Below are 26,704 nucleotides of genomic sequence, written 5' to 3'. Positions count from 1 at the left end.
GAGCCCGTCGTCTGGTGACGATAGCCAAGTGGTCACACCCGTTCCCATGCCGAACACGGAAGTTAAGCACTTGAACGCCGAAAGTAGTTGGGGGCTTCCCCCTGTGAGGATAGGACGTTGCCAGGCAAACGGTGGTTCTGGAGCATACGCTCAAGGGCCGCCGCTTTTTTGTGTCTTTTTGTAGAAAGACATGTATCCATTTTAATGAAGGGACTGAACAGGGATATGGCGAAAAAAACGAAACTACGCGTAGCCGTCGAAGAGAACGAGACGATTGGTGCCTGTTTGGATCGTATCGATGCCATGGGATACCGCCCGACGGTCCGACGAGAAGAACCGATCTTTGGATTAGACGCTAATGGCGAACCGTATCCAATTCGTCAGCAAATCGTCTTCGATTGCAAAGTGAAAGAGAACGAATAACTGCCTAGAGCATCCTCCGAATCATGTGGAGGGTGCTTTTTTTAGTGCTTGATTCCATGTGATGCCTTTCAAGAAAATAAACTCCGAATGGACACTAGATGAAATCAGAAAAACTACTTTTAAAACCGAACGATAAATTTTCAGACAATTAAATTGTTCGCCTTTGGTTGACGCCTTGGGATGGACTTGTTAAGATGAAGTCGTGACAGGATGATTGAATATAAACACCTCGTATAATAGCAGGGATATGGCTTGCAAGTTTCTACCCAACGACCCTAAATCGTTGGACTATGGGGTATATGGATGTTCGTCGATATTTCTTTGGCGTACCTTTTTATACCCTAAGCCACCCTTTTAGCCGTGGTTTGGGCTTTTTTTATGCACAAAGGAGGAAACAGCGATGGGAAATGCAGAAGTCGGCGTCATCATGGGAAGTCAATCGGATTGGGAAACGATGAAACATACATGTGATGTGTTGGAGCAACTTGAGATTCCTTACGAAAAGAAAGTCGTTTCCGCACACCGGACACCGGATCTAATGTTTCGTTATGCTGAATCAGCACGTGAACGAGGACTGAAGGTCATCATTGCCGGTGCAGGCGGTGCTGCTCATCTACCGGGCATGGTAGCCGCTAAAACGACATTACCCGTCGTCGGTGTTCCTGTGAAAAGTAGAGCGCTCCAAGGAATTGATTCCTTGCTCTCGATCGTTCAAATGCCAGGTGGTGTACCGGTCGCAACGGTTGCCATCGGAGAAGCAGGCGCAAAAAACGCCGGATTGCTAGCTGCTCAAATTCTTTCGATTCAAGATGAACGACTTGCCCGCAAGCTCGATCATATGCGAGTCGAACTAGAAGGAGACGTCATTGCATCTGGAGGAAACCTGTTATGAAACGAATCGGGATACTAGGTGGCGGTCAACTTGGTCGGATGATGGCACTGTCCGCCCGTGAGATGGGCTTTGAGATTCTGACACTCGATCCAACGGACAACGCACCATGTGCGCAAGTGGCGGATCAACATATTAAAGCTCCCTTTACGGATGTCGAGGCAGCGAAACAGCTCGCAGCTGAATCAGATGTCGTCACCTACGAATTCGAGAACATCTCGACGGAAGTCGCTGAAGCGATCGGGACGAAACTGATTCACGGAACGGATCTCCTCTTTCAAACGCAGCATCGGGTTCGGGAAAAAGAGATGATTGAACGCATTGGGCACTCTGTCGCTCCGTACCATCCGGTGACGCATCCTTCTGACTTAGAGGAAGCAAAACAGCGACTCGGATTACCGTTCGTCTTGAAGACAGCACGATTCGGATACGACGGAAAAGGACAGACCGTCATCCGGACGGAAGAACAGTTCCAAGCGGCAATCAAACAATTCGAACCGACTGAGTATGTCGCAGAACAATGGTTACCGTTTGATCAGGAAATTTCCGTCATCGTCACTCGAAGCGCAACAGAGACTCGTGTTTTCCCGGTCAGTGAGAATATTCATCAAGAGAACATTTTGCATCTATCGATCGTACCGGCACGCATTTCCGAATCACTCGAACAAGAAGCAATTGCGCTCGCTGAATCGATCGCGGATGCTGTAGGGCTGATCGGTACACTAGCCATCGAGTTGTTCGTCGTTGGTTCTCGACTAATCGTCAATGAACTAGCACCCCGACCACACAATTCGGGTCACTATTCGATTGATGCTTGCGAAACATCCCAATTCGAGCAACATATCCGTGCCATCAGTGGTCTCCCACTCGGTGATACCCGTCTGACGACACCGGTCGTCATGGCGAACATCCTGGGTCAGCATGTCACAGCATTATACGAGGAACTACCGAGACTAAACGCTCGGACGAAAGTTCACTTATATGGAAAAGCAGAAGCCAAGACAGGACGCAAGATGGGCCATTTGAACATTCTTGCGGATACCGTCGACGATGCTTTGGCAGAAGTCGAACGCCTGTCGATATGGAAGGAGACAGTTCAATGATCGAACGGTATACACGTCCTGAGATGAAAGCGATCTGGACCGAACAAAACAAATTCGAGGCTTGGTTAAAAGTCGAGATCCTTGCGTGTGAAGCATGGAGTGAACTAGGAGTCATCCCGAAAGAGGACGTCCAGTTGCTTTGGGACAATGCCTCATTTGATGTCAACCGCATCCTTGAAATCGAGCAAGAGACACGTCATGATGTCATCGCCTTCACGCGTGCCGTCTCTGAGACACTCGGAGAAGAACGCAAGTGGGTCCATTACGGACTCACGTCAACGGACGTCGTCGATACAGCACTCTCGTATCTGTTGAAGCAAGCAAATGACATTCTAGCTGCAGATCTCGATCGATTCATCGATATCTTAAAAGTCAAAGCGAACGAACATAAATATACGGTCATGATGGGACGCACACATGGCGTACATGCAGAACCGACGACGTTCGGTCTGAAACTAGCGCTTTGGTATGAAGAGATGAAACGAAACAAAGTCCGTTTCGAAGCAGCACGTGAGACGGTCGAATACGGCAAGATGTCAGGTGCCGTCGGGACATTCGCGAACATCGACCCATTCATTGAAAAGTATGTCTGCGAAAAGTTAGGGACAAAGCCCGCTCCGGTCTCAACGCAAACGTTACAACGTGATCGTCATGCACACTACATGTCGACGCTTGCTCTAATCGCGACATCGATCGAAAAGATGGCAACGGAAATCCGGGGTCTGCAAAAGACGGAAACACGTGAAGTCGAAGAATTCTTCGCTAAAGGTCAAAAAGGATCATCGGCGATGCCGCACAAGCGGAATCCAATCGGTTCAGAGAACATGACAGGTCTTGCCAGAGTCATCCGTGGACACATGGTGACAGCGTACGAGAACGTCTCACTCTGGCACGAACGGGATATCTCGCATTCTTCGGCAGAACGCATCATTCTTCCGGATGCAACAGGATTGCTTAACTATATGTTGAACCGTTTCGGAAACATCGTGAAGAACTTGACGGTCTTCCCGGAAAACATGAAGCGGAATATGGACCGGACGTTCGGGGTCATCTTCTCTGGACATGTCTTACTCGCTTTAATCGAAAAAGGCTGGTCACGTGAAGCCGCCTATGATTTCGTTCAGCCGCGTGCGATGCAGGCGTGGGAAGAACAAATCATGTTCCGTGACTTATTGTGGCAAGAAGAAGAGATTCAACAGCTTTTCACAGAAGAAGAGCTTGATGCGTGTTTCGATCCGACGTACCATACGAGTCGCGTCGATGAAATCTTTGAACGGTGTGGCTTGAACTAATCAACCTGAGACGGGGCACCTGCCCCGTCTACATCTTAGGATCATGGGGGACGAAAGCGATGCAACCACTTTATGAAGGAAAAGCAAAACGATTGTACACGACGCAGGAGCAGGATGTGCTCCGGATCGTCTATAAAGACGAGGCCACGGCATTCAACGGCGAGAAAAAAGAAGTCTTTGCTGGAAAAGGCGAATTGAACAACCGGTTGACGAGTCATTTCTTTGAAATCCTCGAACAAGCGGGCATTCCGACACATTTCATTGAACGTGTCTCGGAGCGCGAACAGCTCGTACGTCGTGTCACCATCATTCCACTCGAAGTCGTCGTCAGAAACGTCGTCGCGGGAAGCTTGAGTAAACGGCTCGGTATCGAAGAAGGTACGGTGCTCGAAACACCAATCGTTGAGTTCTACTATAAAGATGATACGTTAGGCGATCCACTCGTCACCTCATCACACATCAATTTACTGAAGATTGCGACTTCTGAAGAGTTGAAACAGTTGTCGGACAAGGCACTTCGCGTGAATGAAGTCTTGCAACCTTACTTCCGTCAAAACGGAATCACGTTGATTGATTTTAAATTGGAGTACGGCAAGACGGCAGACGGAACGATTCTACTAGCAGATGAGATTTCACCTGATACATGTCGCTTGTGGGATCAGGCGACAGGAGAACATCTCGATAAAGATGTCTTCCGTCGCAATATCGGTTCACTGACAGAGACTTACCAAACACTATTCAATCGCCTAGGGGGAAACACACAATGAAAAAAGTCATCGTATCGATCGCATTACGGGAAAGCATTTTAGATCCACAAGGAGTTGCTGTAAAAGGCGGATTGCAACAGCTTGGTTTTACGGGTGTCGAAAGTGTCCGAATCGGAAAACAGATTGAACTGCTCGTTGAGACGGAAACGACAGAAGTGATGATTCATGAGATGTGTCAAAAACTACTCGTCAACACGGTGATGGAAGATTACCAGATTACGATCGAAGAGGTGACGCCAGCATGAAGTTCGCGGTCATCGTCTTTCCGGGATCGAACTGTGATTTAGATATGTACCATGCGGTCAAGGATGCTCTCGGAGAAGAAGCGGAATACGTCTTCCATACCGAAACATCACTTGAAGGCTACGACGGTGTCCTGTTACCGGGCGGATTCTCCTACGGTGATTACCTTCGTTGCGGCGCGATCGCGCGCTTCTCACCGATCATGGAAGAAGTCAAACGTTTTGCGGCAGAAGGGAAAACGGTCCTCGGGGTATGTAACGGATTCCAGATCCTTGTCGAAGCGGGACTCTTGCCAGGTGTCTTGCACCGCAACAACGGCTTGAAGTTCATGTGCCGGACGGTTGAACTGAAGGTTGAAAACACGAAGACACGCTTTACATCGGATTATCTGCCAGGCGAGACGATTTCGATTCCGATCGCGCACGGTGAAGGAAATTACTACTGTGACGATGCGACTTACGCGATGCTGCAAACGAACGGACAAATTGCCTTCACGTATGTCGATAATCCGAACGGCTCGCGCGGCGATATCGCCGGGATCACGAACAAAGCCGGCAACGTTCTCGGAATGATGCCACATCCGGAACGAGCGGTCGAACTCTTGACCGGCGGAACAGATGGACTAAAACTCTTTACTTCACTCGTCAAACAGGGGGCACACCATGCTAAAACAACAGTCTGAACCAACACCAGAATTGATTCAAGAGCAACGCGTCTATGCCACGATGGGCTTGAGTGATACGGAATACCAGATGGTCGTCGATTTACTCGGACGCCAACCGAACTATACGGAAACAGGATTGTTCTCGGTCATGTGGTCCGAGCATTGTTCATACAAGACATCTAAACCTGTCCTCCGTCAATTCCCGACGACTGGACCACGTGTCTTACAAGGACCAGGGGAAGGGGCAGGTGTCGTTGATATCGGGGATGAGCAGGCAGTCGTCTTTAAGATCGAAAGCCACAATCATCCATCCGCTGTTGAACCGTACCAAGGGGCTGCGACAGGCGTCGGCGGAATCATTCGTGACATCTTCTCGATGGGCGCACGACCAGTCGCACTTATGAACTCGCTCCGCTTCGGGCATCTCGGTACACCGCGTGTCAATCAACTGTTCGAACAAGTCGTCGCTGGAATCGCGGGTTATGGCAACTGTGTCGGGATCCCAACGATCGGTGGCGAAATCGGATTTGATCGTTCGTATGAAGGCAATCCGCTCGTCAACGCAATGTGTATCGGTTTGATCAACCATGCCGATATTCAAAAGGGTCAAGCAAAAGGTGTCGGCAACTCGGTCATGTACGTCGGTGCAGCTACTGGGCGCGACGGGATCCATGGTGCGACGTTCGCCTCGGAGGATCTCGGAGAGGATACGGAAGCAAAACGTCCGGCTGTTCAAGTCGGTGATCCATTCATGGAGAAGTTATTGATTGAAGCTTGTCTTGAAATCGTCGGGCATCCGGCACTCGTCGGGATGCAGGACATGGGTGCTGCTGGACTGACATCGTCTTCAGCAGAGATGGCTTCAAAAGCCGGTATGGGCATCGAGATGCACCTCGATGACGTCCCGCAACGAGAGACAGGGATGACTGCCTACGAAATGATGCTCTCGGAATCACAAGAGCGGATGTTACTCGTCGTCAAGCGTGGTCGCGAAGCAGAGATCGAAGCAATCGTCAGCAAATGGGGACTCCATGCCGTTCACGTCGGAGAAGTCATTGAAGAGAAAGTCTTACGGTTGATTCATCATGGAGATATCGTGGCAGAAGTTCCGGTTGATGCGTTAGCGGAAGAAGCACCAGTCTACGAAAAACCATCCCGCGTTCCTGCGTATTATGAAGAATTCCAAGCGATGGAAGAGACGCTTCCAGTCGTTGAAGACGTCGTTGAGACATGGCGGGCGTTACTCCGTCAGCCGACGATCGCTTCAAAACGTTGGGTCTACGATCAGTACGATCATATGGTCCAGACATCGACCGTCGTCGCACCAGGATCAGATGCAGCCGTCATTCGTGTCCGCGGCACGAACAAAGCGCTCGCGATGACGACCGACTGTAACAGCCGCTTCGTTTACTTGGATCCATACGTCGGTGGACAGATTGCGGTTGCGGAAGCAGCACGTAATATCGTCGCGAGTGGGGCGACACCACTCGCCATCACGGATTGTCTGAACTTCGGAAATCCGGATAAACCAGAAGGCTTCTGGCAGTTGCAACAAGCAACAGCCGGTATGGCCGAAGCATGTCGTGTCCTTGAGACACCTGTCATCGGTGGAAACGTCTCACTCTACAACGAGTCAGCCGGTCAAGCGGTTCATCCGACACCGGTCGTCGGAATGGTTGGCTTACACGAGCAAACCGAATGGATCACGACGCAACACGTCAAACAAGCTGGTGACCAGATCTATCTATTAGGAGAAACAACAGCCGAGTTTGGTGGTAGTGAGCTTCAATATATGCAATTCGGTAAATCATTCGGTCGCGCACCACAGATTGATTTAGCCGTCGAACACGCACGCTTACAATTGTTACAGCAGGCAGTACAAGCAGGTGAAGTCAATGCGATGCATGATGTATCAGAAGGTGGTCTCGCCATCGCTCTCGCTGAGATGACGTTTGGGACGAACCTCGGGTTGACGGTTCAGTTTGACGGACCAACGTTACACCTGTTCAGCGAATCGCAATCACGCTTCATCGTCACTGTGCCACAAGCGCACGTCACAGCATTCGAACAACGGACTGGTGCTCAAGCGATCGGTGTCGTTACGAACGATGAGCTTCTCGTCATCGAAACGGCAGAGACACGGATCGAAGCAGACCGTTCGACCTTACAGGGAGACTGGGAAGGAGCAATCGCGTGTTATATGACATCAAAGGACTAAATGAGGAGTGTGGCGTCTTCGGGATTTTCGGACAACCGAATGCAGCGCAACTCGCCTATTACGGCTTGCACAGTTTGCAACACCGGGGACAGGAAGGGGCAGGCATCGTCACGAGTGATGGTGACGACCTCTTCCCGCACCGCGGGCAAGGACTCGTGACGGAAGTCTTTTCGGAAGAGACACTGACGAATCTGAAAGGACATCATGCGATCGGACATGTCCGGTATTCGACAGCAGGAGGAAACACGCTTGAGAACACTCAACCGCTGCATTTCAAATCGCGGACGGGAGATCTCGCCCTCGCACATAACGGAAACCTCGTCAACGCGGATTCACTGAAGCACCTGTTAGAAGCAGAAGGTGCCATCTTTCAGACGACGAGTGATACGGAAGTCGTCGCCCATCTCGTCAAACGCAGTAAGCTCGACACACTCGAAGACCGGATTGCCGACAGTCTCGCGCGTCTTGTCGGGGCGTTCGCTTTTCTTTTCTTAACGGAAGATACGTTATTCGTAGCGGTCGATCCACACGGACTGCGTCCACTGTCACTCGGGAAGACACCGGACGGCGGCATCGTATTCGCGTCAGAGACATGTGCCTTTGATATCGTCGGTGCGGAGTTCATTCGTGATATCGAGCCAGGGGAGCTCGTAACGATCACAGAACACGGCATGTCGTCTCGTCAATACATGGAACCACGTGAACGGGCGATGTGTTCGATGGAATACATCTACTTCTCACGTCCGGATTCAATCATTGATGGCGTCAACGTCCATACAGCACGCAAAGCACTTGGGAAAAAGATGTATGAAGAAGCACCGGTCGAAGCAGACGTCGTTACCGGAGTGCCGGATTCAAGTATTTCGGCAGCGATCGGTTACGCGGAAGCGAGTGGAATTCCATATGAAATGGGATTGATCAAGAATCGGTATGTCGGACGGACGTTCATACAGCCGTCACAGGAGTTACGGGAACGTGGGGTCAAAATGAAGTTGTCCGCGCTACGCGGCGTCGTACAAGGAAAGCGTGTCATCATGGTCGATGATTCAATCGTCCGGGGAACGACGAGTCGTCGCATCGTCGGTTTGTTACGTGAAGCGGGTGCGACGGAGGTGCACGTCCGCATCACGGCACCACCGATCACGAATCCATGTTATTACGGGATTGATACTTCGTCGAAGGAAGAATTGATCTCTGCTCGGTTGATGCCGGAAGAAATCCGTCAGGAAATCGGTGCGGATTCACTTGAATTCTTGACTGTACCGGGCATGGTCGATGCGATCGATCGCCCGTTCGATGGACCGTTAAAAGGACAATGTACCGCTTGCTTCACAGGAGAGTATCCGACACCGCTCGGTTCGCTCGAGTTAGAAGCTAAACTTTGATAGATGGGGGAAGAACATGAGCAAACATTACGAAGCAGCAGGTGTGAGTCTGACAGCAGGATATGAGTCAGTCACCCGAATGAAAAAACACGTCGCCCGTTCGATGCGCAAAGAAGTATTGACGGGACTCGGTAGCTTTGGTGCGATGTTCGACCTCAGCCAATTGCAGTTGAAAGAACCGGTCCTTGTCAGTGGGACAGACGGTGTCGGTACGAAGCTCAAGCTCGCTTTCGCACTGGAACAACACGATACGATTGGGATCGACTGTGTCGCGATGTGTGTGAACGATATCATCGTCCAAGGCGCGGAACCACTTTATTTCCTTGACTACATCGCGCTCGGTCAGGCAATTCCGGCGAAGATCGAACGGATCGTCGCAGGTGTCGCAGAAGGTTGCGTCCAGGCGGGATGTACGTTAATCGGCGGCGAGACAGCGGAAATGCCAGGGATGTATGCGGACGGCGAATATGATATCGCCGGGTTCGCCGTCGGTGCCGTCGAGAAACAAAAATTGATCACAGGTGATAAGGTCGCAGCAGGAGATGTCATTCTCGGTCTCGCTTCGTCTGGCGTCCATTCAAATGGGTTCTCACTCGTCCGTAAAATCGTCGCCGACAGTGGTCTCCGATACGAAGATGAAGTCATGATGCTCGGTCATACGCTCGGAAATGCGCTCCTCATGCCAACACGTATCTATGTCGAAGCGGTCAAAGCAGCCCTTGAGACGGAAAAGATCCAAGCGATGGTTCATATTACGGGTGGGGGATTCTACGAGAACGTACCACGCGTCTTGCCAGAAGGTCTCGGTGCATCGTTCGACCCGAAAAAGTGGCCGACGTTACCAGTCTTCGACTGGCTCGAGCAAGCGGGTGACCTTCCACGACATGACATGTATAATGTCTTCAACATGGGGATTGGTTTCATGTTGATCGTCAAACCAGAAGATGTCGCGGAAGTAACAGCACGCCTCGCTCGTGAAAATGAGACGGCGTACGTGATTGGTCACGTGACCGATCAAGAAGGTGTTCGAATTCAAGGAGTCGACGCATGAAGATCGCCTGTTTTGCATCAGGAAGCGGTAGTAATGTCGAAGCACTTTTTGAAGCAATCGAGGCAGGAACGTTACATGCCTCGATTGAACTGATCGTCTGCGATCAACCGGACGCAGCAGTCATTGAACGGGCGAAACGACGCGGATGTGACGTCTTCGTCTTTCGGGCGAAGGACTATCCGGATAAACCGAGTTTTGAGCGGGAAATCATTACCCGTCTTGAAGCAAAAGGCGTTGAACGGATCATTCTCGCCGGCTATATGCGATTGATTGGGGAAGAGTTGCTCGGACGATACGCAGGGCGGATCGTCAACATCCACCCGTCGCTACTGCCGGCCTTCCCGGGAAAAGATGCGATCGGTCAAGCATTTCGTGGCGGAGTTAAAATCACAGGTGTTACAATTCATATAGTCGATGAAGGCATGGACACAGGACCCATCATGGCTCAAGAAGCCGTTCGGATTACAGAAGAGATGACGCGTGAAACATTGCAACAAGCGATTCAGCGTGTCGAACATAGACTGTATCCGCAAGTCATCGAAGAGTGGATGAAAGAGGAGGCAAACGTATGAGAGCGTTAATTAGTGTGTCGGATAAAACAGGAATCGTCGAATTAGGACGAGCGTTTCATGAAGCAGGGATCGAGCTCGTCTCGACAGGCGGAACACATCAAGCGTTAGAGGAAGCTGGGCTTCCGGTCATTGGTATCAGTGAAGTCACACAATTCCCAGAAATGCTCGATGGACGTGTCAAGACGCTCCATCCAATGGTTCATGGTGGATTACTCGGTCGTCGTGACCTTGAATCCCATCGTGAGCAGATGGCGGCGCAACAGATTCAACCGATCGATTTCGTCGTCGTCAATCTGTATCCGTTCAAGCAGACAGTCTTACAAGAAGACGTTGCCTATGCCGATGCGATCGAAAACATCGATATCGGTGGACCAAGCATGTTGCGTTCAGCAGCGAAAAATCACGCAGCTGTCACGGTCGTCGTCGATCCATCCGATTACGAAACAGTCGTTGCTGAGGTTCGTGAAGGCGGTACGACGTTTGAGACACGCCAACGTCTTGCGGCGAAAGCCTTCCGGCATACAGCGGCGTACGATGCGTTGATCGCGGATTATTTCTTGACGCAAACAGGCGAGAAGTTCCCGGATCAGTTGACGATCACGCTTGAGAAAGTCCAGGATCTCCGTTACGGAGAAAATCCACACCAAGAAGCAGCCTTCTATAAAACACCGATTTATCGTGGAGCTTCCCTCGCTTCAGCGAAACAGTTACACGGTAAAGAGTTGTCGTATAACAACATTCAAGATGCGAACGCCGCACTTGAAATTCTTGATGAGTTCCGCGAAGCAGCAGCCGTCGTCGTCAAACACATGAACCCATGTGGTGTTGCCGTCGGTCCAACGATCGGAGAGGCATTCCGCCGCGCTCATGCAGCCGATCCAGTGTCGATCTTCGGTGGCATCGTCGCCTTGAACCGTGAAGTTGACTTAGAGACAGCAGAACAGTTAAGCGGCATCTTCCTTGAGATCATCATCGCCCCGTCCTTCACGGAAGAAGCATTCGCCTTGTTGTCAGCGAAAAAGAACATCCGTCTGCTTGAACTCGACGTCAAACGTGTCCAAGCAATCCGTTATACGGCAGTCGCTGGCGGCATGCTCGTTCAAGACAGTGACGATGAGACATTAGATGATGCAGCCGCACGCGTCGTCACGGACCGTAAACCGACAGCAGCGGAATGGGAAGATTTGAAACTCGCATGGCGCGCCGTCAAACACGTCAAGTCGAATGCGATCGTTCTCGCGAAGGACGAAGTGACGGTCGGTGTTGGTGCAGGACAGATGAACCGTGTTGGTTCAGCGAACATCGCGATTACGCAAGCTGGAGAAAAAGCGGTTGGTGCGTCCCTTGCTTCCGATGCCTTCTTCCCAATGGGAGACACAGTCGAAGCGGCAGCAACAGCTGGCATTACGGCAATCATTCAACCAGGCGGCTCGATTCGCGACCAAGAGTCGATCGATGCGTGTAACAAACACGGCATCACGATGGTCTTTACGAACGTACGACATTTCAAACACTAAGCGGAGGCGATTTGAATGAAGGTATTGGTGATTGGTAAAGGCGGGCGTGAACACGCGCTCGTCTGGAAGCTGGCACAGGATGATCGGATCGAGACCGTGTATGCTGCGCCTGGGAATGCCGGGATGACACAAGCCACATGTGTTCCGATCGCCGAAGATGCTATCGATGAACTCGTGGCGTTCGCACAAGACGAACAGATCGATTGGACGATTGTCGGACCAGAAGGACCACTCGTTCTCGGAGTCGTTAACGCCTTTCAGGCAGCGGGACTGCAAATCTTCGGACCAACACGGGAAGCGGCAGCGATCGAAGGAAGTAAGCAGTTCGCGAAAGAATTGATGGAGCGTGCCGGTATTCCGACCGCTGCTCACGCCGTCTTTACTTCAGCAGCAGATGCAGAGGCGTATGTTCGCAAAGCGGGTGCACCGATCGTCATCAAAGCCGATGGACTTGCTGCTGGAAAAGGAGTCACGGTCGCAGAAACCGTGGACCAGGCGCTTGTTGCAATCCACGATACGTTTGCCGGAGAATACGGTCAACAAAGCCGAGTCGTCATCGAAGAATGCCTGATCGGGGAAGAGTGTTCGTTGATGGCATTCGTGCACGAAGAGACGGTCATCCCGATGGTATTGTCGCAAGATCATAAACGGGCGTTTGACGGTGACTTAGGTCCGAACACAGGAGGCATGGGCGCGTATTCTCCGCTTCCTCAGTGGGACGAAGCAGCGTTGACGACAGAAGCTGTTGATCGCATCATTCAGCCGCTCGTCGATCAGATGGCAAGCGAAGGAATTCCGTTCACCGGCTTCCTCTATGCCGGTCTGATGCTGACGAAACAAGGACCATTCGTCATCGAGTTCAATGCCCGGTTCGGTGATCCGGAAACAGAGGTCATTCTTCCGCGCTTAGAGACGCCGTTGCTTGATGTCATCATGCCGCTGATGGACGGACAGATACCAGAAGTCGTTTGGACGGATCAAGCAGCTGTCGGTGTCGTCGTCGCAGCAGAAGGATATCCGGAAGCGCCAAAAACGGGACAAGCGATTCCACTTGATCAGATCGGGAACGGTCTTCTCGTCTTTCATGCCGGCACGGCAGAACGAGACGATCAACTTGTCTCAGCTGGTGGACGTGTCCTCGTATGTGTCAGCCGTGCCGAGACGATCGAGCAGGCTGTCGAACAGGTCTATGCGAACTTACCAGACGTGACGAATCAACCATTCTTTTACCGAACTGATATCGCTCAAAAAGCCTTTCGTGCCTCGCATGAATCATGATATCTGAACCAGACGTGCTCGAAGGAGCCGCGTCTGGTTTTTTGTTTCTTGGCGAAGTGCACGAAAAGATTTGTCTTCCATGGCGAATTTGTGTTATTTTGACCAAATGAATCCGGAACGGGGCAAAACTTCTTGAAACTTACTTAGCAACATTTTAGTATAAGAACTATAAGAAAGCGTTTTCAATAAAACAAAGGAGGTCGAGCTTTCGTGAAAAAAAATTGTGGAAGATCCCCTTGGACGAAATCTGAAGTACGAACACACCAAGCGGTCATCAGCGGAAAGCTTGCACCGACACTTGTCATACAGAATGCCACTTACCTGAATCATGGTGTCAAAGCATGGCGGACGGCGAACATCTGGATCAGTGGCGACCGGATCGTCTATGTCGGTCCAGAAATGCCGGAACAAGCTGATGCGTATCATGATGCGACAGGTCAATATATCGTACCCGGTTACATTGAACCCCATGCCCATCCGTTCCAACTTTACAATCCAGCGAGTCTTGCAAAATTCGCAGCAGAGCGGGGAACATCGACGCTCGTCAACGACAACATGTTGTTATTATTAGAGCCGACGGAGCAAGCGTTTGCTCAAGTCGAGGCGCTAGCAGACTTACCGACCTCAATGTACTGGTGGGCACGACTCGACGCACAAACCGAGCTTGATGCCGACAGTATCTCGATCGATAATCGCCGGATTCAAGCGTGGCTCAAGCATCCACAAGTCATCCAAGCAGGTGAGTTGACGGGATGGCCACGTCTCTCGCAAGGGGACGATGAATTGCTCCATTGGATGCAGGATGCGATCAAACTCGGAAAACCGATCGAAGGTCATTTCCCTGGTGCTTCAGCGAAGACGCTGACGAAGATGGCGCTGTATGGCGTGACGAGCGATCACGAAGCGATGACGGTCGAAGAAGCGATGACACGTCTTGAACTTGGCTACACGACGACAATTCGTTATTCATCGATTCGTCCAGATCTACCGGATATCTTTAAAGGTCTCGTCGAAGCAGGGTTGACGCAGTTCGATAAGGTACTCGTGACGACAGATGGTTCAACGCCGTCCTTTTATAAGGCAGGCATGATGGATGAGACGATCCGATTGATGCTCGAGGCAGGCATCCCAGTCGAAGAAGCGTACCGGATCGCGTCGTACAATGCAGCGCGTCATTTTAATCTCGATCATCTACTCGGGAGTATCGCACCAGGACGAATCGCGCATCTCAATTTCCTTGAGGCAAAAGATGCACCGACACCTGTCGCCGTACTTGCGCGCGGCACATGGGTCCGTCAAGCCGACATCCCCTGTTACCCGGCAGAAGCGCTCGATGCTGTCTATGCGCTCATGCCACGCTCGGAAGTCCAGGTTTCCTTAACGGAACAGGATTTTTCGTTTAGCATGCCGGTTGGTCTTGAGATGGTCAATTCCGTCATCATGAAGCTCTATCAAGTCGAACACGATACAAGTGTGCCTGTGCTACCGGCAGGATGTGATGAATCCTTCCTGATGTTACTCGACCGGGAAGGGAAGTGGCGACTGAATACCGTTCTGAAAAACTTTGCGACACAAGTCGGTGGTCTCGTCAGTTCGTACTCGATTAGCGGTGATATCTTGATGATTGGTAAATCGAAACGAGACATGCAAGTCGCGTTTGATCGCATGAAAGCGTTCGGCGGCGGAATCGTTCTCGTCGAGGACGGAGAAGTCATCGCTGAAGTTCCGTTGACCTTGATGGGGCAGACGTCCGACTTGCCACTCGAAGATTTGATCGTTCAGGAAACCGCTCTACGGGAAGCATTGTTCGAACGCGGTTATGCGTTTGAAGATCCTGTCTATACGTTGCTATTCCTAGCGTCAACTCACTTGCCATATGTGCGGATCACGCCGCAGGGAATATACGAAGTCCTTCGGAAAAAAGTCCTTTTCCCAGCGATTTTGCGATGATGCTTGAATTTTAAAACGTCGCGCTTTAAACTATTAAAGAGCAATTGAATGGGAAAGGGAGTCACAAGATGCAACTCGATAAATTGCGTGGAAAAGAATTGGATCAGTTATTTACAGCCATCATGAAGATGGATTCATTAGAAGATTGTTATACGTTGTTCGAAGACTTAGCGACCGTCAACGAAATCCAGGCGCTCGCCCAACGTCTTGAAGTCGCACGTCAATTACGTGAAGGCAATACGTATCACAAAATCGAAAAGGCGACCGGTGCTTCAACAGCAACGATTTCGCGTGTCAAACGTTGCTTGAACTACGGTTCGGGCGGTTATGATCTGGCGCTTGCCCGCCTAGGTCTTATCGAGCAAGAAGTAGCGGATAACTAATGTTATCCGCTACTTCTATGAAGGGGGGCGTGTCATATTGGATTTTGCGTTACAACATAAAATTCAGCATTTCATTCGAAGGCTGACGCCCATCCAGTCGCTCGTCATCATCTATTTCGTTGCAGTCATCATCGGAATCATCATGCTCGGTCTGCCGTGGTCGACCAAGGGAGACTACAACTGGGATTTCACGGACCTCGTCTTCATGGCGGTCAGTTGTGTCAGTGTCACTGGTTTGACGACGGTCTCGGTCTCAGAAACCTTCACGACGTTCGGCTACTTCATGATCATGATTTTAGTGCAAGTCAGCGGAATCGGTTTGATGTCGCTTCATATCGCGATGTGGGTCATTCTCGGAAAACGAATCGGCTTTCGGGAACGCCAACTCGTCGTCCGAGATCAGAACCAGACGACGATGCAAGGGGTCGTCAAATACATTCGCGAAGTCATCTTGATCATCGTCTCGATTGAATTGATCGGGGCATTGATTCTCGGGCTGTACTATACGAAATATTTTCCGACACTAGGTGAAGCGATGCTCCAAGGACTGTTCGGATCGGTCAGTGCGACGACGAATGCTGGTTTTGATATCACGGGTGAATCGTTACTACCGTTTCGTGGTGATTTGTTCGTCGTCTTCATGCAAATTTTGTTACTGACACTTGGTGCGATCGGCTTTCCGGTACTCGTCGAAGTCCGGCGCTACATCTCGTACCGGGCGACACGCCAAGCGACACGTCAACCGTATCATTTTTCACTGTTTACAAAATTGACGGCGTCAACGTTCTTCATTCTCGTCCTATTCGGAACGGTAGCATTGCTGCTATTTGAATGGAACCAATCCTTTAAAGGTTTACCGATCGATGAGAAGCTCGTCGACGCCTTGTTCCAATCCGTCACGACCCGAAACGGGGGATTGACGACGGTCGACATCACCTCCTTCTCACAAGCGTCGATTTTCGTCCTGTCGCTCTTGATGTTCATCGGGGCGTCACCGTCTTCCGTTGGTGGGGGGATTCGAACGACGACGTTCGCGGTCGCCGTCTTGAGTGTCATCGCCTTCATCCGAGGCGAATACGGCATCAAAATCTTTGGTCGTGAGATTGGTCAGTCGGACATCTGGAAAGCCTTCGTCGTCATCGTCGTCTCGACTGGTGTGACGATGGTCGGATTGATCGTCTTGTTGCTTGTCGAGGATGCCCCGTTCCTCGTGCTGTTTTTTGAAGCCTGTTCGGCGTTCGGAACGACCGGTCTATCGCTCGGCATCACGGATCAACTATCGGATATCGGAAAATGGACGTTGTCCGTGCTGATGTTCATCGGTCGAATCGGTGTCATCTCGTTCGTTCTTCTCTTGAAGGCGAACCAACCGAAACGTAACTATAACTATCCGAAGGAATCCGTCATCATCGGATAAGGAGGCTCTTTTATGAAACGTGCCTTTTGGATCAACTTCGCCTATATCTTTGCTGTTCCTGTCTTACCGTTTTTGGCGCTCGTCAACGGCCGAGCACTCTGTTCACCGGATTCACCGTTACTGGACGTCCCGATACTCGGCTTCTTTTTGGCAGAACCGTGGGCGTTCGTGCCGGTATATGCTGTCTTTGCGTTGTTACTGGCGTCACTCTTGACGAAACGACGGACACACGTCTGACCATCTCGCCCTGCGCGAGATGGTTTTTTGTTTTATACTGAATGTGGAATGAGAAAGAGAGGATGGGACGAACCGTGTTATTACCTTTTAATGAATGGCGACATGTCTTTAAACTAGATCCAGCAAAACCAATTGATGATGCTAGCCTGCAGGCGATTGCGACGTCCGGAACGGATGCGATTCTTGTCGGTGGAACAGATGACATCACACTCGATGCGACGCTTGATCTCTTGATGCGTTTGCGCCGGTATCCAGTCGCAGTGGCACTCGAGATTTCTGAACTCGAAGCCGCGACGATGGGATTTGATACGTATCTGACACCGACGGTCCTGAATGCCGGTACATTAGAGTACGTCGTCGAAAAACAAGTCGAGGCGTTAGAACAAGTCGGTCATATGCTGGCGCATGCTGATCTTGTCGGGGAAGGGTATATCGTCCTGAATCCTGATGCGAAGGTCGCGCGTGTGACACAAGCAAAACCGCTAACATTAGATGAGACCGTCGCTTATGCGCAGTTAGCGGATAGCGTCTTCCGTCTACCTGTCGTGTATCTCGAATACAGCGGCGTTTACGGAGAACCGGAACGAGTAGCAGCCGTTCGCGATGTCTTGAAACAGGCACGCCTGTTTTACGGTGGAGGAATCGACTCCGAGGAGCGAGCGCGTGAGATGCTGCAGTATGCGGATACGATCGTCGTCGGGAACGTCATTTATGAGGATTTAAAAGCAGCGCTTGCGACTGTCGCAGCGACACGATAAAATATAGGAACAAAAGTTCGGAATATAAGAAATGAGGCTATTGATATGTTTAATTTGAGTGAACAGCTCGTCAGTGGACTAAACCCTGAGCAAGCAAGAGCAGTCAAGCATACGGAAGGTCCACTGCTGATCATGGCAGGAGCCGGTTCCGGGAAGACACGCGTCCTGACACATCGGGTCGCTTATTTGATGGCGGCTAAACAAGTCGCACCGTGGAACATCCTCGCGATTACGTTCACGAACAAGGCGGCGCGGGAAATGCGAGACCGGATCGGTCGTTTGGTCGGTGGTGTCGCGAACGATATTTGGGTCTCGACCTTCCACTCGATGTGCGTCCGGATGTTACGTCGCGACATCGATCAGCTTGGATACGATCGCAACTTCACGATTCTTGATTCAAGTGATCAGCAGTCGGCGATCAAGCTCGTCTTAAAGGAACAAAACTTGGACCCGAAAAAATGGGATCCACGTTCGATGCTGACGATCATCTCGTCACAGAAAAATGAATTACGCAGTGCTGAATTCTACGCCTCGATCGTGACGAGCCCGTATGAAAAGACAGTTGCTGAAATCTATAAAGGATATGAAGCGGTCTTACGCCGGAACAACGCGCTCGACTTTGATGATTTGATCGGAAAAACGACGGAATTGTTCAAGAAGAGTCCGGATGTCCTTGCTTACTATCAGAAGAAGTTCCGCTACATTCATGTCGATGAGTATCAAGATACGAACAAAGCCCAGTATGATCTCGTCAACCTGTTAGCATCGGGACATCAGAATCTCTGTGTCGTTGGAGACTCGGATCAGTCGATCTATCGCTGGCGTGGTGCTGACATCGCGAACATCCTCTCGTTCGAAGAGGACTATCCGAATGCAGCTGTCATCTTACTCGAGCAAAACTACCGTTCTTCCAAACGAATCTTGGAAGCAGCCAACCATGTCATCCAAAACAACTCGACACGCAAAGATAAGAAACTTTGGACAGATAATGATGAAGGCGAGAAGCTCGTCGTTCATACGGCGGAGAATGAGCGGGAAGAAGCCTTTTATATTGTCCAGGAGATTCGGAACTCACTTCGTTACGGGATGAAACTGAGCGATATCGCGATTCTGTACCGGACGAACGCACAATCGCGTGCGATCGAGGAAACGCTTCTGAAGTCGAACGTTCCGTACAAAATGATCGGCGGCACGAAGTTCTACGATCGTAAAGAGATCAAGGACGTGCTCGCTTATCTTCGTTTGATCTCGAATCCGGATGAAGACCTGTCCTTCGCGCGGATCGTCAACGAACCAAAACGCGGGATTGGTGCAACGACGATTGATAAGCTGCGTGATTTCGCCGACTTACAAGGCGTGTCATTGATGGAAGCGATTCGCGATATCGAATTGTCGAGTATCGCACCGAAGACGGCAGCGAAGCTGACGGATTTCCGGACGATGATTCTCGGACTCAGCCAAATGCAAGAATTCATCAGCCTGTCGGAACTGGTCGAAGAAGTACTCGAGAAATCAGGCTATCGTCAAGTGCTGAAGGAAGATAAGACGCTTGAAGCACAAAGTCGTCTCGAGAACATCAACGAGTTCATCACCGTTGCACAAAACTTCGAGAAGGAGACGGCGAAAGCCGATCCAGAAGATCGGACGATCATCGCCTTCTTGACTGATTTGACACTCGTCGCCGATGTCGATTCACTCGACGAGACGGATCCGGAAGAACAAGTCACGTTGATGACGCTTCACTCGGCAAAAGGACTCGAGTTCCCGGTCGTCTTCTTGATTGGGATGGAGGAAGGATTGTTCCCACATAGCCGTTCGCTTCAAGATGAAGACGAGATGGAAGAAGAACGTCGCCTCGCGTACGTCGGGATCACACGTGCTGAGAAACGCCTTTACTTGTCACATGCTCGGATGCGCTCCCTGTACGGACGGACGAACGCGAACCAAGAATCACGGTTCCTCGCGGAGCTGCCGGAAGTCGTCATCGAGCGGACCGGTAAAAAAGCGAAGCCACTCCCATGGGAAGACCGTCCTGTCCCGCAAGGCAAAGCCGTCATCGGTCGCTCGATCAGCAAACCAACAGCGATGAAGACGTCAGGTGCGGAAGCGCTTGGTTGGTCGGTCGGAGATAAGGCAGAGCATGGGAAATGGGGACTCGGTACAGTCGTCCAGACTCGTGGTGAAGGAGATAATCTTGAAATCGATATCGCATTCCCGGCAGTCGGAATCAAACGACTGCTCGCGAAATTTGCACCGATTAAAAAGGTATGACGGGAGGTCCACAGATGGACGCAAGCCAGCGTATAGATGAGATTCGTCAAACATTAAACCGATACAGCTACGAATACTACGTACTGGATCAACCAACGGTACCGGATGCGACGTACGATCAATTGCTTCGTGAACTGACGGAGTTAGAAACAGAGCATCCAGAACTGATCACACCGGATTCGCCAACGCAACGCGTCGGAGCAGCACCGCTCGAAGCGTTCGAGAAGGTGACGCATGATTTACCGATGCTGTCGCTCGGAAACGTCTTTGATGAGACAGAAATTCGCGAATGGGTCGCTCGGATTGAGCGGTCGCTCGGACGTTCGACGACGTATGTCGCCGAACTGAAATTCGATGGACTTGCGATTTCGCTGAAATACGAAGACGGTCGGTTCGTTCGTGGGGCAACGCGTGGCGATGGAACCGTCGGTGAGAACATCACGCAGAACCTACGGACGATCAAAGCGTTACCGCTTCGTCTGCAGGCGGAAGAGACGGTCGAGGTCCGCGGTGAGGCTTATATGCCGAAGCAATCGTTCGAACGCTTGAATGAAGACCGGGCAAGTCGGGAAGAGACATTGTTCGCGAATCCGCGTAACGCGGCAGCAGGTAGTCTGCGTCAGCTGGATTCGTCGATCACGGCGTCGCGCAATCTGTCGTTGTTCGTGTATGGCGTCGGTGTCAATACGTTGACGGCTCGTTCACATAGCGAAGCGATGGCACAACTCGCTTCACTCGGGTTACCGACCAATCAACATATGCAGACGTGTGAGACAGTGGAAGAGATTCTTGCCTACATCGCACACTGGACAGAAGCACGCGCGAGCCTGCCATATGAGATCGACGGAATCGTCTTGAAAGTCGATCGATACGATGATCAGGAGGAGCTCGGCTTCACAGCAAAAAGTCCCCGCTTTGCGACAGCCTATAAGTTTGCGGCGGAAGAAGTCATGACGACGGTTGAAGACGTTGATTTCAGTGTCGGTCGGACCGGGAAAGTCACACCTCGCGCCCGTTTTGCACCGGTCGTCGTCGCAGGATCGACGGTGACGTATGCGACACTGCACAACGCTGACTTCATCGCTGAAAAAGATATCCGCCTTCAGGACTCGGTCATCATTAAAAAAGCGGGCGATGTCATCCCGGCAGTCGTACAAGTCGTTACAGCAGAACGGACAGGGGAAGAGACACCGATCGTCTTCCCAACGCATTGTCCGGCCTGTCAATCGGAACTTGTCCGTCTCGAAGGTGAAGTCGACATCCGCTGTGTCAGTCCGGAATGTCCAGCGCAATTGATGGAAGGTATCATTCACTTCGTTTCGCGTCAGGCGATGAACATCGATGGTCTCGGTGAAAAAGTCGTCCGTCAATTGTATGATCATGAAGCAATCCGGACGATTGCCGATTTATATCGACTCGATCGTGAGGAATTATTGACGTTTGATCGAATGGGTGAGACGTCCGTCGATAAATTACTTGCGGCAATCGAAGCTTCGAAACAGAACTCGGTCGAGCGTCTCTTGTTTGGTCTCGGAATCCGACTCGTCGGTCAAAAAGCGGCATATCTTCTAGCGGAACGTTTTGATTCGTTAGCAGGGATAGCAGCAGCAAGCTACGAGGAGATTGTCGCAATCGATGGCATCGGTGGGAAAATCGCGGATTCGATCGTGAAGTACTTCGAACATCCGGAAGCACAGGCATTGATTCGTGATTTGGAACAACTGGGCGTCAATCAACGTTTCCTTGGGGAACGGGTTGATCAGACGAATGCACCACTCGGTGGCAAAACGATTGTCTTGACGGGAACGCTCGAGAGCTTAAAACGGTCAGAGGCTGGTAAACGACTCGAAGCACTCGGTGCCGATGTGACAGGAAGCGTCAGTAAAAAGACGGACGTACTCGTCGCAGGGGAAAAGGCAGGTTCTAAGCTGACGAAGGCTGAATCGCTTGGTATCGAAATTTGGGATGAAGCGCGTCTGTTAGAAGAATTAGCTAAACACGAAGCGTGAGAACAATCAAACAAAAAGGAAGGCGGAATTCCGCCTTCCTTTATTCGTGTTCATCCTTGTCACGAAGCAATCGTCTCGCTCCGAATCAAAGTACCTTGTTTGATGAGACGATTCGTTGCCGTTTCGGGTGGATCACAGGTGATCAATGTGATGGTTGGGGAAGCGACGGATTGGTCGAGAACGGACAATGTCGTCGGTGTGACAAGACGACTGGATGTGATGCGGTACGTATACCGATGTGTTTTTGTCGTGACGACGACGGTATCGCCTTTTTTGACGTCAGGCAGACGATTGAAGTGAAGTCCTTCCGTGAAACTTCGGTGTCCGGCGAGCGCATAATTGCCTTTTCCGGGTGATCCGGTTTCTGGAATATGACCGATACTACGGTCCAACACTGCTGTCGTCGAACCCTCTAAGATGACTTGTTCAAAATCAATGCTTGGAATCGAGAGCAATCCGACACCAGATGTAGCAAGGGGTTGTTTTGTCTCTTTCGCATCGACGGTCTTCAAACTTTTGGTCCATTGTTCCTTTAAATTTGCTGCTTCCTGTTCACGCTGATAGTCACTGATGAAGGGCCAAGCAATAAGGGCGATGCCTGCCAGTAAAAAAAGCAGACCGATGAATTTACGACGTGTCATGAGAAAAAGTCCTTTCGGATACGCAAGAGCGCATCATCTTTTTTGAAAATCAGGGGAAAACTTGTCCTTCCCCGATGGAAAACGATTCTGTTATGATAAAGAGAACGATTTAAAAACATGGGGTGCAAATAGAGATGAACTATAAAACAGCAGTAGCGTTGACGTTATCGAGCACGTTATTTTTAGGTGCTTGTTCGTTCGACCTTTCGCCAAGTAGCGATACAAAAGAAGTCATTACTGAAAGTGAACAAGGTAAGGAAGTCCAAGCCGTTGTCAGTCCAGCCATTGATACGACGGATTCGTACTATCGGACGGTCTTGCCGTTTCGTCCAAGTGTTGCACGTGGAATGACACAAAAACGTGTCAGTTCACGTCTTGAGCTCGATGAAATCGAAACGGGTTTAATGCGTCATTCGACACAGTTTTTTGATCCGGAAAAATACTATTACCAAGAAGGTCAGTTACTCGAAGCCGACCAAATCGCGAAATGGTTGTTGCGAAAAGGAAAAGCAGGCGATGGCGTCAGCGATCCTGAAGGTCTGAACCCAGCCTACACGTCTGGTAAGTCGTATAAAGAAAAAAACCAAAAGTCACCTATGATTCTATCGCATATCTTAGAGCAAGACTACATGCTTGAAGAAGATAAGAAACTCGAACTCGGTGGGACGTCGATTGCGCTTGTCTTAAATAGTGAGTATGTGTTCCAAGATGAAAACTATGGACCGACCTATACCGTTAAACTTGATGAAAAGAAAGTCGTTGCTGAAGGAAAGCGGATGGCAAACGAGTTAGTCAAGAAAATGCGTAAGACACAAGGGATGAAGACGACACCGATTCACGTCGCCCTCTACCTCCAGGAAAAAGAAGGGTCTCCGGTTTCCGGTCACTATCTCTCGTCTGCCTTCATCGGTCGCGGGAATCAAATCAGTGCGAACGACTGGAAAAACTACAATGAACGCTATTACTACTACCCGTCAGCACGCGCAACGAATGACGTGCGGGATGATGCAGCGAAATTCGATTTATTCAAAGACCGCCTAGAAGACTACTTCCCGAACTACACCGGTATGATGGGGGAAGGCTTCTATCAAGAAGATGAACTTAAAAAGCTTGAGATGAAGATTCCCGTTCAATTTTACGGAAAAGCAGAACTCGTCGCATTCGTTCAGTACGTGACGTACCTGCTTGAGAATCGTTGGGAGTATAATCGAAACATTCCAACGACGATCACTGTGACGAACTTGAACGGGGATACGGAAGCGATGCTATTCCTCGATCCGGATACAAAAAAACCGATCGTCAAGATTCGTTGATTCCTCCATTCACTTTATGAAGCGACATTCCTCCAATGGGCGGAATGTCGCTTTTTTGTACGACGGACGCTGGAAGAGAGAAGCATATGAATCAGAAAGGAAGGGTATGGAAGAAGAATGGTATTTTGTTTCACTTTCCCATTTTTTAGATTTACGAAAGCCAGTAGAAGAGAGCATAATGAAAGAAGAACAGTTCTACACACAGGAACGACAAGGTAAGTGATGAATCGTCAGTTCTTTTAAGAAGAAGAGGATAAAGGAGAGATGTAGATGAAAGGCGGTATCTATTCACAAATCGGTGCAGTTCGAGAGGAACTACCATCGTCCTCACGAAAAGTCGCAGACTATGTCTTGACGCATATGAACCAAATTGCGCGCATGACGATCCACCAACTTGCAGAGGAATCAGATACAAGTGCCGCTGCAGTCGTCCGCTTCTGTCGCGCGCTTGGATTAAAAGGATACCCGGAGTTGCGGATGCGCATTTCTGCCGATACAGCACGGACGGATTTAAAAGGGTATCACGATATCGAAAAGGATGAACGTCCCGTCGACTTGATTGAAAAAACGCTTAGTAACAGCATACAAGCGTTACAGGATACTGCGAAGCAGTTGAATGATGAACGGATTGCGGATGCGATTGATGTGATTGATCAGGCACGCGCGATTTATTTTTATGGGATTGGGGCATCGCATGTCGTCGCTGAAGACGCTGCTCAAAAATGGACGCGTGTCGGGAAACTAGCGATTCAAGAAACGGACCAGCACCTACTTGCGACGATCTTAGCGAATGCACGTAAAGAAGATGTCTTCTTTGCGATTTCCTATAGCGGAGAAACAGAAGAGGTCGTCGAATTGATCCGTTTGGCGAAAATCCAAGGGCTGAAGGTCATCAGTCTGACACGTTTCGGGGACAACCGGATCAGCCAACTAGCGGATATCGCGCTTTGGACATCACGCGCTCCGGAAGCACCGCTTCGTAGTGCGGCGCTCAGTTCGCGTCTCGCCCAACTATTTGCGATCGATGTCTTGTTCTTATCGTATGCTGCGGGACATTATGAAGACACACTCGAACGCCTCCAATACACGCGAGAAAGCGTTAAGACACTGCATCAAAAGAAATAAGGGGGATACATATATGTCAGAACGAACTGCCGGACTAGACGCGTTGTATCCAGAAATGGTCGAGCGCCGTCGCTATTTACATCAGCACCCAGAGTTGTCGTTTCACGAAGTCGAGACCCCGCGTTATATCGCGCGACATTTAAAAGCGCTCGGAATCGAAGTCAAGACGGAAGTCGGCGGACGTGGTGTCGTCGGGTATATTCGTGGAGGAAAACCGGGGAAGACCGTCGCGTTACGTGCTGACTTTGATGCCTTACCGATTGCTGACGCTAAAGAGGTCGCGTATCGGTCGACGGTTCCGGGTGTGATGCACGCATGCGGTCACGATGGTCATACGGCGACGTTACTTGCTGTCGCAGAGACGCTCATGCAACAGCGAGAATCATTAGCGGGGAACGTCGTTTTGATTCATCAACATGCGGAAGAAGTCGTTCCGGGCGGTGCACGCGATATGATTGCGGACGGTTGTCTCGAAGGAGTCGATGTCATCTTCGGAACGCATCTTTGGTCAACGATCGATTTAGGACACGTCGGTGTTCGGACCGGTCCGATCATGGCAGCGGCGGATAAGTTCGAACTGACCTTATATGGAAAAGGCGGACACGGTGCGAAACCACATGAGACGATTGATGCTGTCTTACTCGGGGCAACGATCGTTAAGGAGTTACAATCGATCGTCAGTCGTCAACTCAATCCACTGGAGCCGGCAGTCGTGACCGTCGGAACATTACATGCTGGGAATACGTTTAATGTCATCGCGGATCAAGCGACGTTGACAGGAACGGTCCGGACGTTTGATGAAGCGACAGCGGACGAGATCATCGAGCGGATGGAGCGAACGATCAAAGGAATCTGTGAAGCAGTCGGAGCAACGTATCACTTTGCGTACGAAAAAGGCTATCCAGCTGTCATCAACCATGCTGCACCGACCGCATTGATTGAATCTGTCGCACGAGAAGTTCTAGGAGACGAGCGTGTATTTGAGATCGAACCGACGATGGGTGGCGAGGACTTCGCTTATTACTTGCAACACGTACCTGGTGCGTTCTTCTTTACAGGAGCGGGAGATGCTTCGTATCCACCGCATCACCATCCACAGTTTGATTTTAAGGAGCCGGCGATGCTCGATGCAGCGCGTATTCTCGTCGAAGCGACATGGCGTTACTTAGAACAAGCTACTGAATCATGAAAAAATCGC

Annotated in this window: 24 protein-coding genes, 1 rRNA gene and 1 riboswitch; of the genes, 24 read left to right on the top strand and 1 reads right to left on the bottom strand. The window is 50.5% G+C overall.

Features of this window, described 5'->3' with window-relative positions; all coding sequences use genetic code 11:
* Positions 1-10: 10 nt before the first annotated feature.
* From rrf to ligA, 21 genes are all read left to right on the top strand, one after another.
* Positions 11-126: ribosomal RNA gene (rrf, locus tag AYO36_RS15160) — 5S ribosomal RNA — on the top strand.
* Between the two features lie 99 nt (positions 127-225).
* Positions 226-423: an NETI motif-containing protein gene (locus tag AYO36_RS15155; protein WP_023467064.1), complete on the top strand. Its 198-nt coding sequence runs from the start codon at positions 226-228 to the stop codon at positions 421-423.
* Between the two features lie 209 nt (positions 424-632).
* Positions 633-734: riboswitch (purine riboswitch) on the top strand.
* Positions 735-823: 89 nt separating this feature from the next.
* Complete coding sequence (purE, locus tag AYO36_RS15150) at positions 824-1,315, top strand: 5-(carboxyamino)imidazole ribonucleotide mutase (protein ID WP_050678980.1); 492 nt, start codon at positions 824-826, stop codon at positions 1,313-1,315.
* Positions 1,312-2,415 carry a 5-(carboxyamino)imidazole ribonucleotide synthase gene (purK, locus tag AYO36_RS15145; RefSeq protein ID WP_050678981.1) on the top strand — a complete coding sequence of 368 codons (1,104 nt, stop codon included), beginning with the start codon at positions 1,312-1,314 and terminating at the stop codon, positions 2,413-2,415. The genes purE and purK overlap by 4 nt, the downstream gene beginning before the upstream one ends.
* Positions 2,412-3,707 (top strand): adenylosuccinate lyase, encoded by a 1,296-nt coding sequence (purB, locus tag AYO36_RS15140; protein ID WP_064300880.1) that lies wholly within the window; start codon positions 2,412-2,414, stop codon positions 3,705-3,707. Before purK ends, purB begins: the two co-directional genes overlap by 4 nt.
* Positions 3,708-3,766: 59 nt before the next feature.
* Positions 3,767-4,474 carry a phosphoribosylaminoimidazolesuccinocarboxamide synthase gene (gene purC / locus AYO36_RS15135; protein ID WP_058704942.1) on the top strand — a complete coding sequence of 236 codons (708 nt, stop codon included), beginning with the start codon at positions 3,767-3,769 and terminating at the stop codon, positions 4,472-4,474.
* Positions 4,471-4,719 carry a phosphoribosylformylglycinamidine synthase subunit PurS gene (gene purS / locus AYO36_RS15130; protein WP_064300879.1) on the top strand — a complete coding sequence of 83 codons (249 nt, stop codon included), beginning with the start codon at positions 4,471-4,473 and terminating at the stop codon, positions 4,717-4,719. Before purC ends, purS begins: the two co-directional genes overlap by 4 nt.
* Positions 4,716-5,399 carry a phosphoribosylformylglycinamidine synthase subunit PurQ gene (gene purQ / locus AYO36_RS15125; RefSeq protein WP_050678983.1) on the top strand — a complete coding sequence of 228 codons (684 nt, stop codon included), beginning with the start codon at positions 4,716-4,718 and terminating at the stop codon, positions 5,397-5,399. The genes purS and purQ overlap by 4 nt, the downstream gene beginning before the upstream one ends.
* Positions 5,380-7,599, top strand: a complete 2,220-nt coding sequence (gene purL, locus AYO36_RS15120) for a phosphoribosylformylglycinamidine synthase subunit PurL (protein ID WP_023467071.1) — start codon at positions 5,380-5,382, stop codon at positions 7,597-7,599. Before purQ ends, purL begins: the two co-directional genes overlap by 20 nt.
* Entirely contained in the window at positions 7,575-8,984 is a 1,410-nt protein-coding gene (gene purF / locus AYO36_RS15115) for an amidophosphoribosyltransferase (protein ID WP_035398966.1), read from the top strand. Before purL ends, purF begins: the two co-directional genes overlap by 25 nt.
* A 16-nt stretch (positions 8,985-9,000) precedes the next feature.
* Positions 9,001-10,035 carry a phosphoribosylformylglycinamidine cyclo-ligase gene (purM, locus tag AYO36_RS15110; protein WP_058713878.1) on the top strand — a complete coding sequence of 345 codons (1,035 nt, stop codon included), beginning with the start codon at positions 9,001-9,003 and terminating at the stop codon, positions 10,033-10,035.
* Positions 10,032-10,607 (top strand): phosphoribosylglycinamide formyltransferase, encoded by a 576-nt coding sequence (gene purN / locus AYO36_RS15105; protein ID WP_064300878.1) that lies wholly within the window; start codon positions 10,032-10,034, stop codon positions 10,605-10,607. The genes purM and purN overlap by 4 nt, the downstream gene beginning before the upstream one ends.
* A complete protein-coding gene (gene purH, locus AYO36_RS15100) occupies positions 10,604-12,124 on the top strand; it encodes a bifunctional phosphoribosylaminoimidazolecarboxamide formyltransferase/IMP cyclohydrolase (RefSeq protein WP_064300877.1) in 1,521 nt (506 codons plus the stop codon). The genes purN and purH overlap by 4 nt, the downstream gene beginning before the upstream one ends.
* Positions 12,125-12,139: 15 nt before the next feature.
* Positions 12,140-13,402, top strand: coding sequence for a phosphoribosylamine--glycine ligase (gene purD / locus AYO36_RS15095; RefSeq protein WP_064300876.1), 1,263 nt, complete (start codon positions 12,140-12,142; stop codon positions 13,400-13,402).
* A 210-nt stretch (positions 13,403-13,612) separates the two neighbouring features.
* Positions 13,613-15,352, top strand: coding sequence for an adenine deaminase C-terminal domain-containing protein (locus AYO36_RS15090; RefSeq protein WP_064300875.1), 1,740 nt, complete (start codon positions 13,613-13,615; stop codon positions 15,350-15,352).
* 68 nt (positions 15,353-15,420) lie between these two features.
* On the top strand, positions 15,421-15,735 hold the full coding sequence (locus AYO36_RS15085; RefSeq protein WP_023467078.1) for a YerC/YecD family TrpR-related protein: 315 nt from the start codon (positions 15,421-15,423) through the stop codon (positions 15,733-15,735).
* Positions 15,736-15,772: 37 nt separating this feature from the next.
* Entirely contained in the window at positions 15,773-17,152 is a 1,380-nt protein-coding gene (locus tag AYO36_RS15080) for a TrkH family potassium uptake protein (RefSeq protein ID WP_029340750.1), read from the top strand.
* Between the two features lie 12 nt (positions 17,153-17,164).
* On the top strand, positions 17,165-17,389 hold the full coding sequence (locus AYO36_RS15075; RefSeq protein ID WP_064300874.1) for a hypothetical protein: 225 nt from the start codon (positions 17,165-17,167) through the stop codon (positions 17,387-17,389).
* A gap of 74 nt (positions 17,390-17,463) precedes the next feature.
* Entirely contained in the window at positions 17,464-18,147 is a 684-nt protein-coding gene (pcrB, locus tag AYO36_RS15070) for a heptaprenylglyceryl phosphate synthase (protein WP_035412748.1), read from the top strand.
* Positions 18,148-18,192: 45 nt separating this feature from the next.
* Positions 18,193-20,418, top strand: a complete 2,226-nt coding sequence (gene pcrA / locus AYO36_RS15065; protein WP_064300873.1) for a DNA helicase PcrA — start codon at positions 18,193-18,195, stop codon at positions 20,416-20,418.
* A gap of 14 nt (positions 20,419-20,432) precedes the next feature.
* Positions 20,433-22,427 (top strand): NAD-dependent DNA ligase LigA, encoded by a 1,995-nt coding sequence (gene ligA, locus AYO36_RS15060; protein ID WP_058704951.1) that lies wholly within the window; start codon positions 20,433-20,435, stop codon positions 22,425-22,427.
* Between the two features lie 59 nt (positions 22,428-22,486).
* Here the strand turns inward: ligA and AYO36_RS15055 are convergent, their stop codons facing one another.
* Positions 22,487-23,068 (bottom strand): class D sortase, encoded by a 582-nt coding sequence (locus tag AYO36_RS15055; RefSeq protein WP_050678992.1) that lies wholly within the window; start codon positions 23,066-23,068, stop codon positions 22,487-22,489.
* 134 nt (positions 23,069-23,202) lie between these two features.
* Between AYO36_RS15055 and AYO36_RS15050 the strand changes: the two genes are divergently transcribed.
* From AYO36_RS15050 to AYO36_RS15040, 3 genes are all read left to right on the top strand, one after another.
* Entirely contained in the window at positions 23,203-24,381 is a 1,179-nt protein-coding gene (locus AYO36_RS15050) for a CamS family sex pheromone protein (protein ID WP_064300872.1), read from the top strand.
* 270 nt (positions 24,382-24,651) lie between these two features.
* On the top strand, positions 24,652-25,506 hold the full coding sequence (locus AYO36_RS15045; protein WP_050678993.1) for a MurR/RpiR family transcriptional regulator: 855 nt from the start codon (positions 24,652-24,654) through the stop codon (positions 25,504-25,506).
* 13 nt (positions 25,507-25,519) lie between these two features.
* Positions 25,520-26,695 carry a M20 metallopeptidase family protein gene (locus AYO36_RS15040; protein ID WP_064300871.1) on the top strand — a complete coding sequence of 392 codons (1,176 nt, stop codon included), beginning with the start codon at positions 25,520-25,522 and terminating at the stop codon, positions 26,693-26,695.
* Positions 26,696-26,704 lie beyond the last annotated feature (9 nt).

Source organism: Exiguobacterium sp. KKBO11, from assembly GCF_001644945.1.
GTDB classification, from domain to species: Bacteria; Bacillota; Bacilli; order Exiguobacteriales; family Exiguobacteriaceae; genus Exiguobacterium_A; species Exiguobacterium_A abrahamii.
Note: the sequence above shows the minus strand (reverse complement) of the source record. Positions and strands in the feature narration are given on the sequence as shown.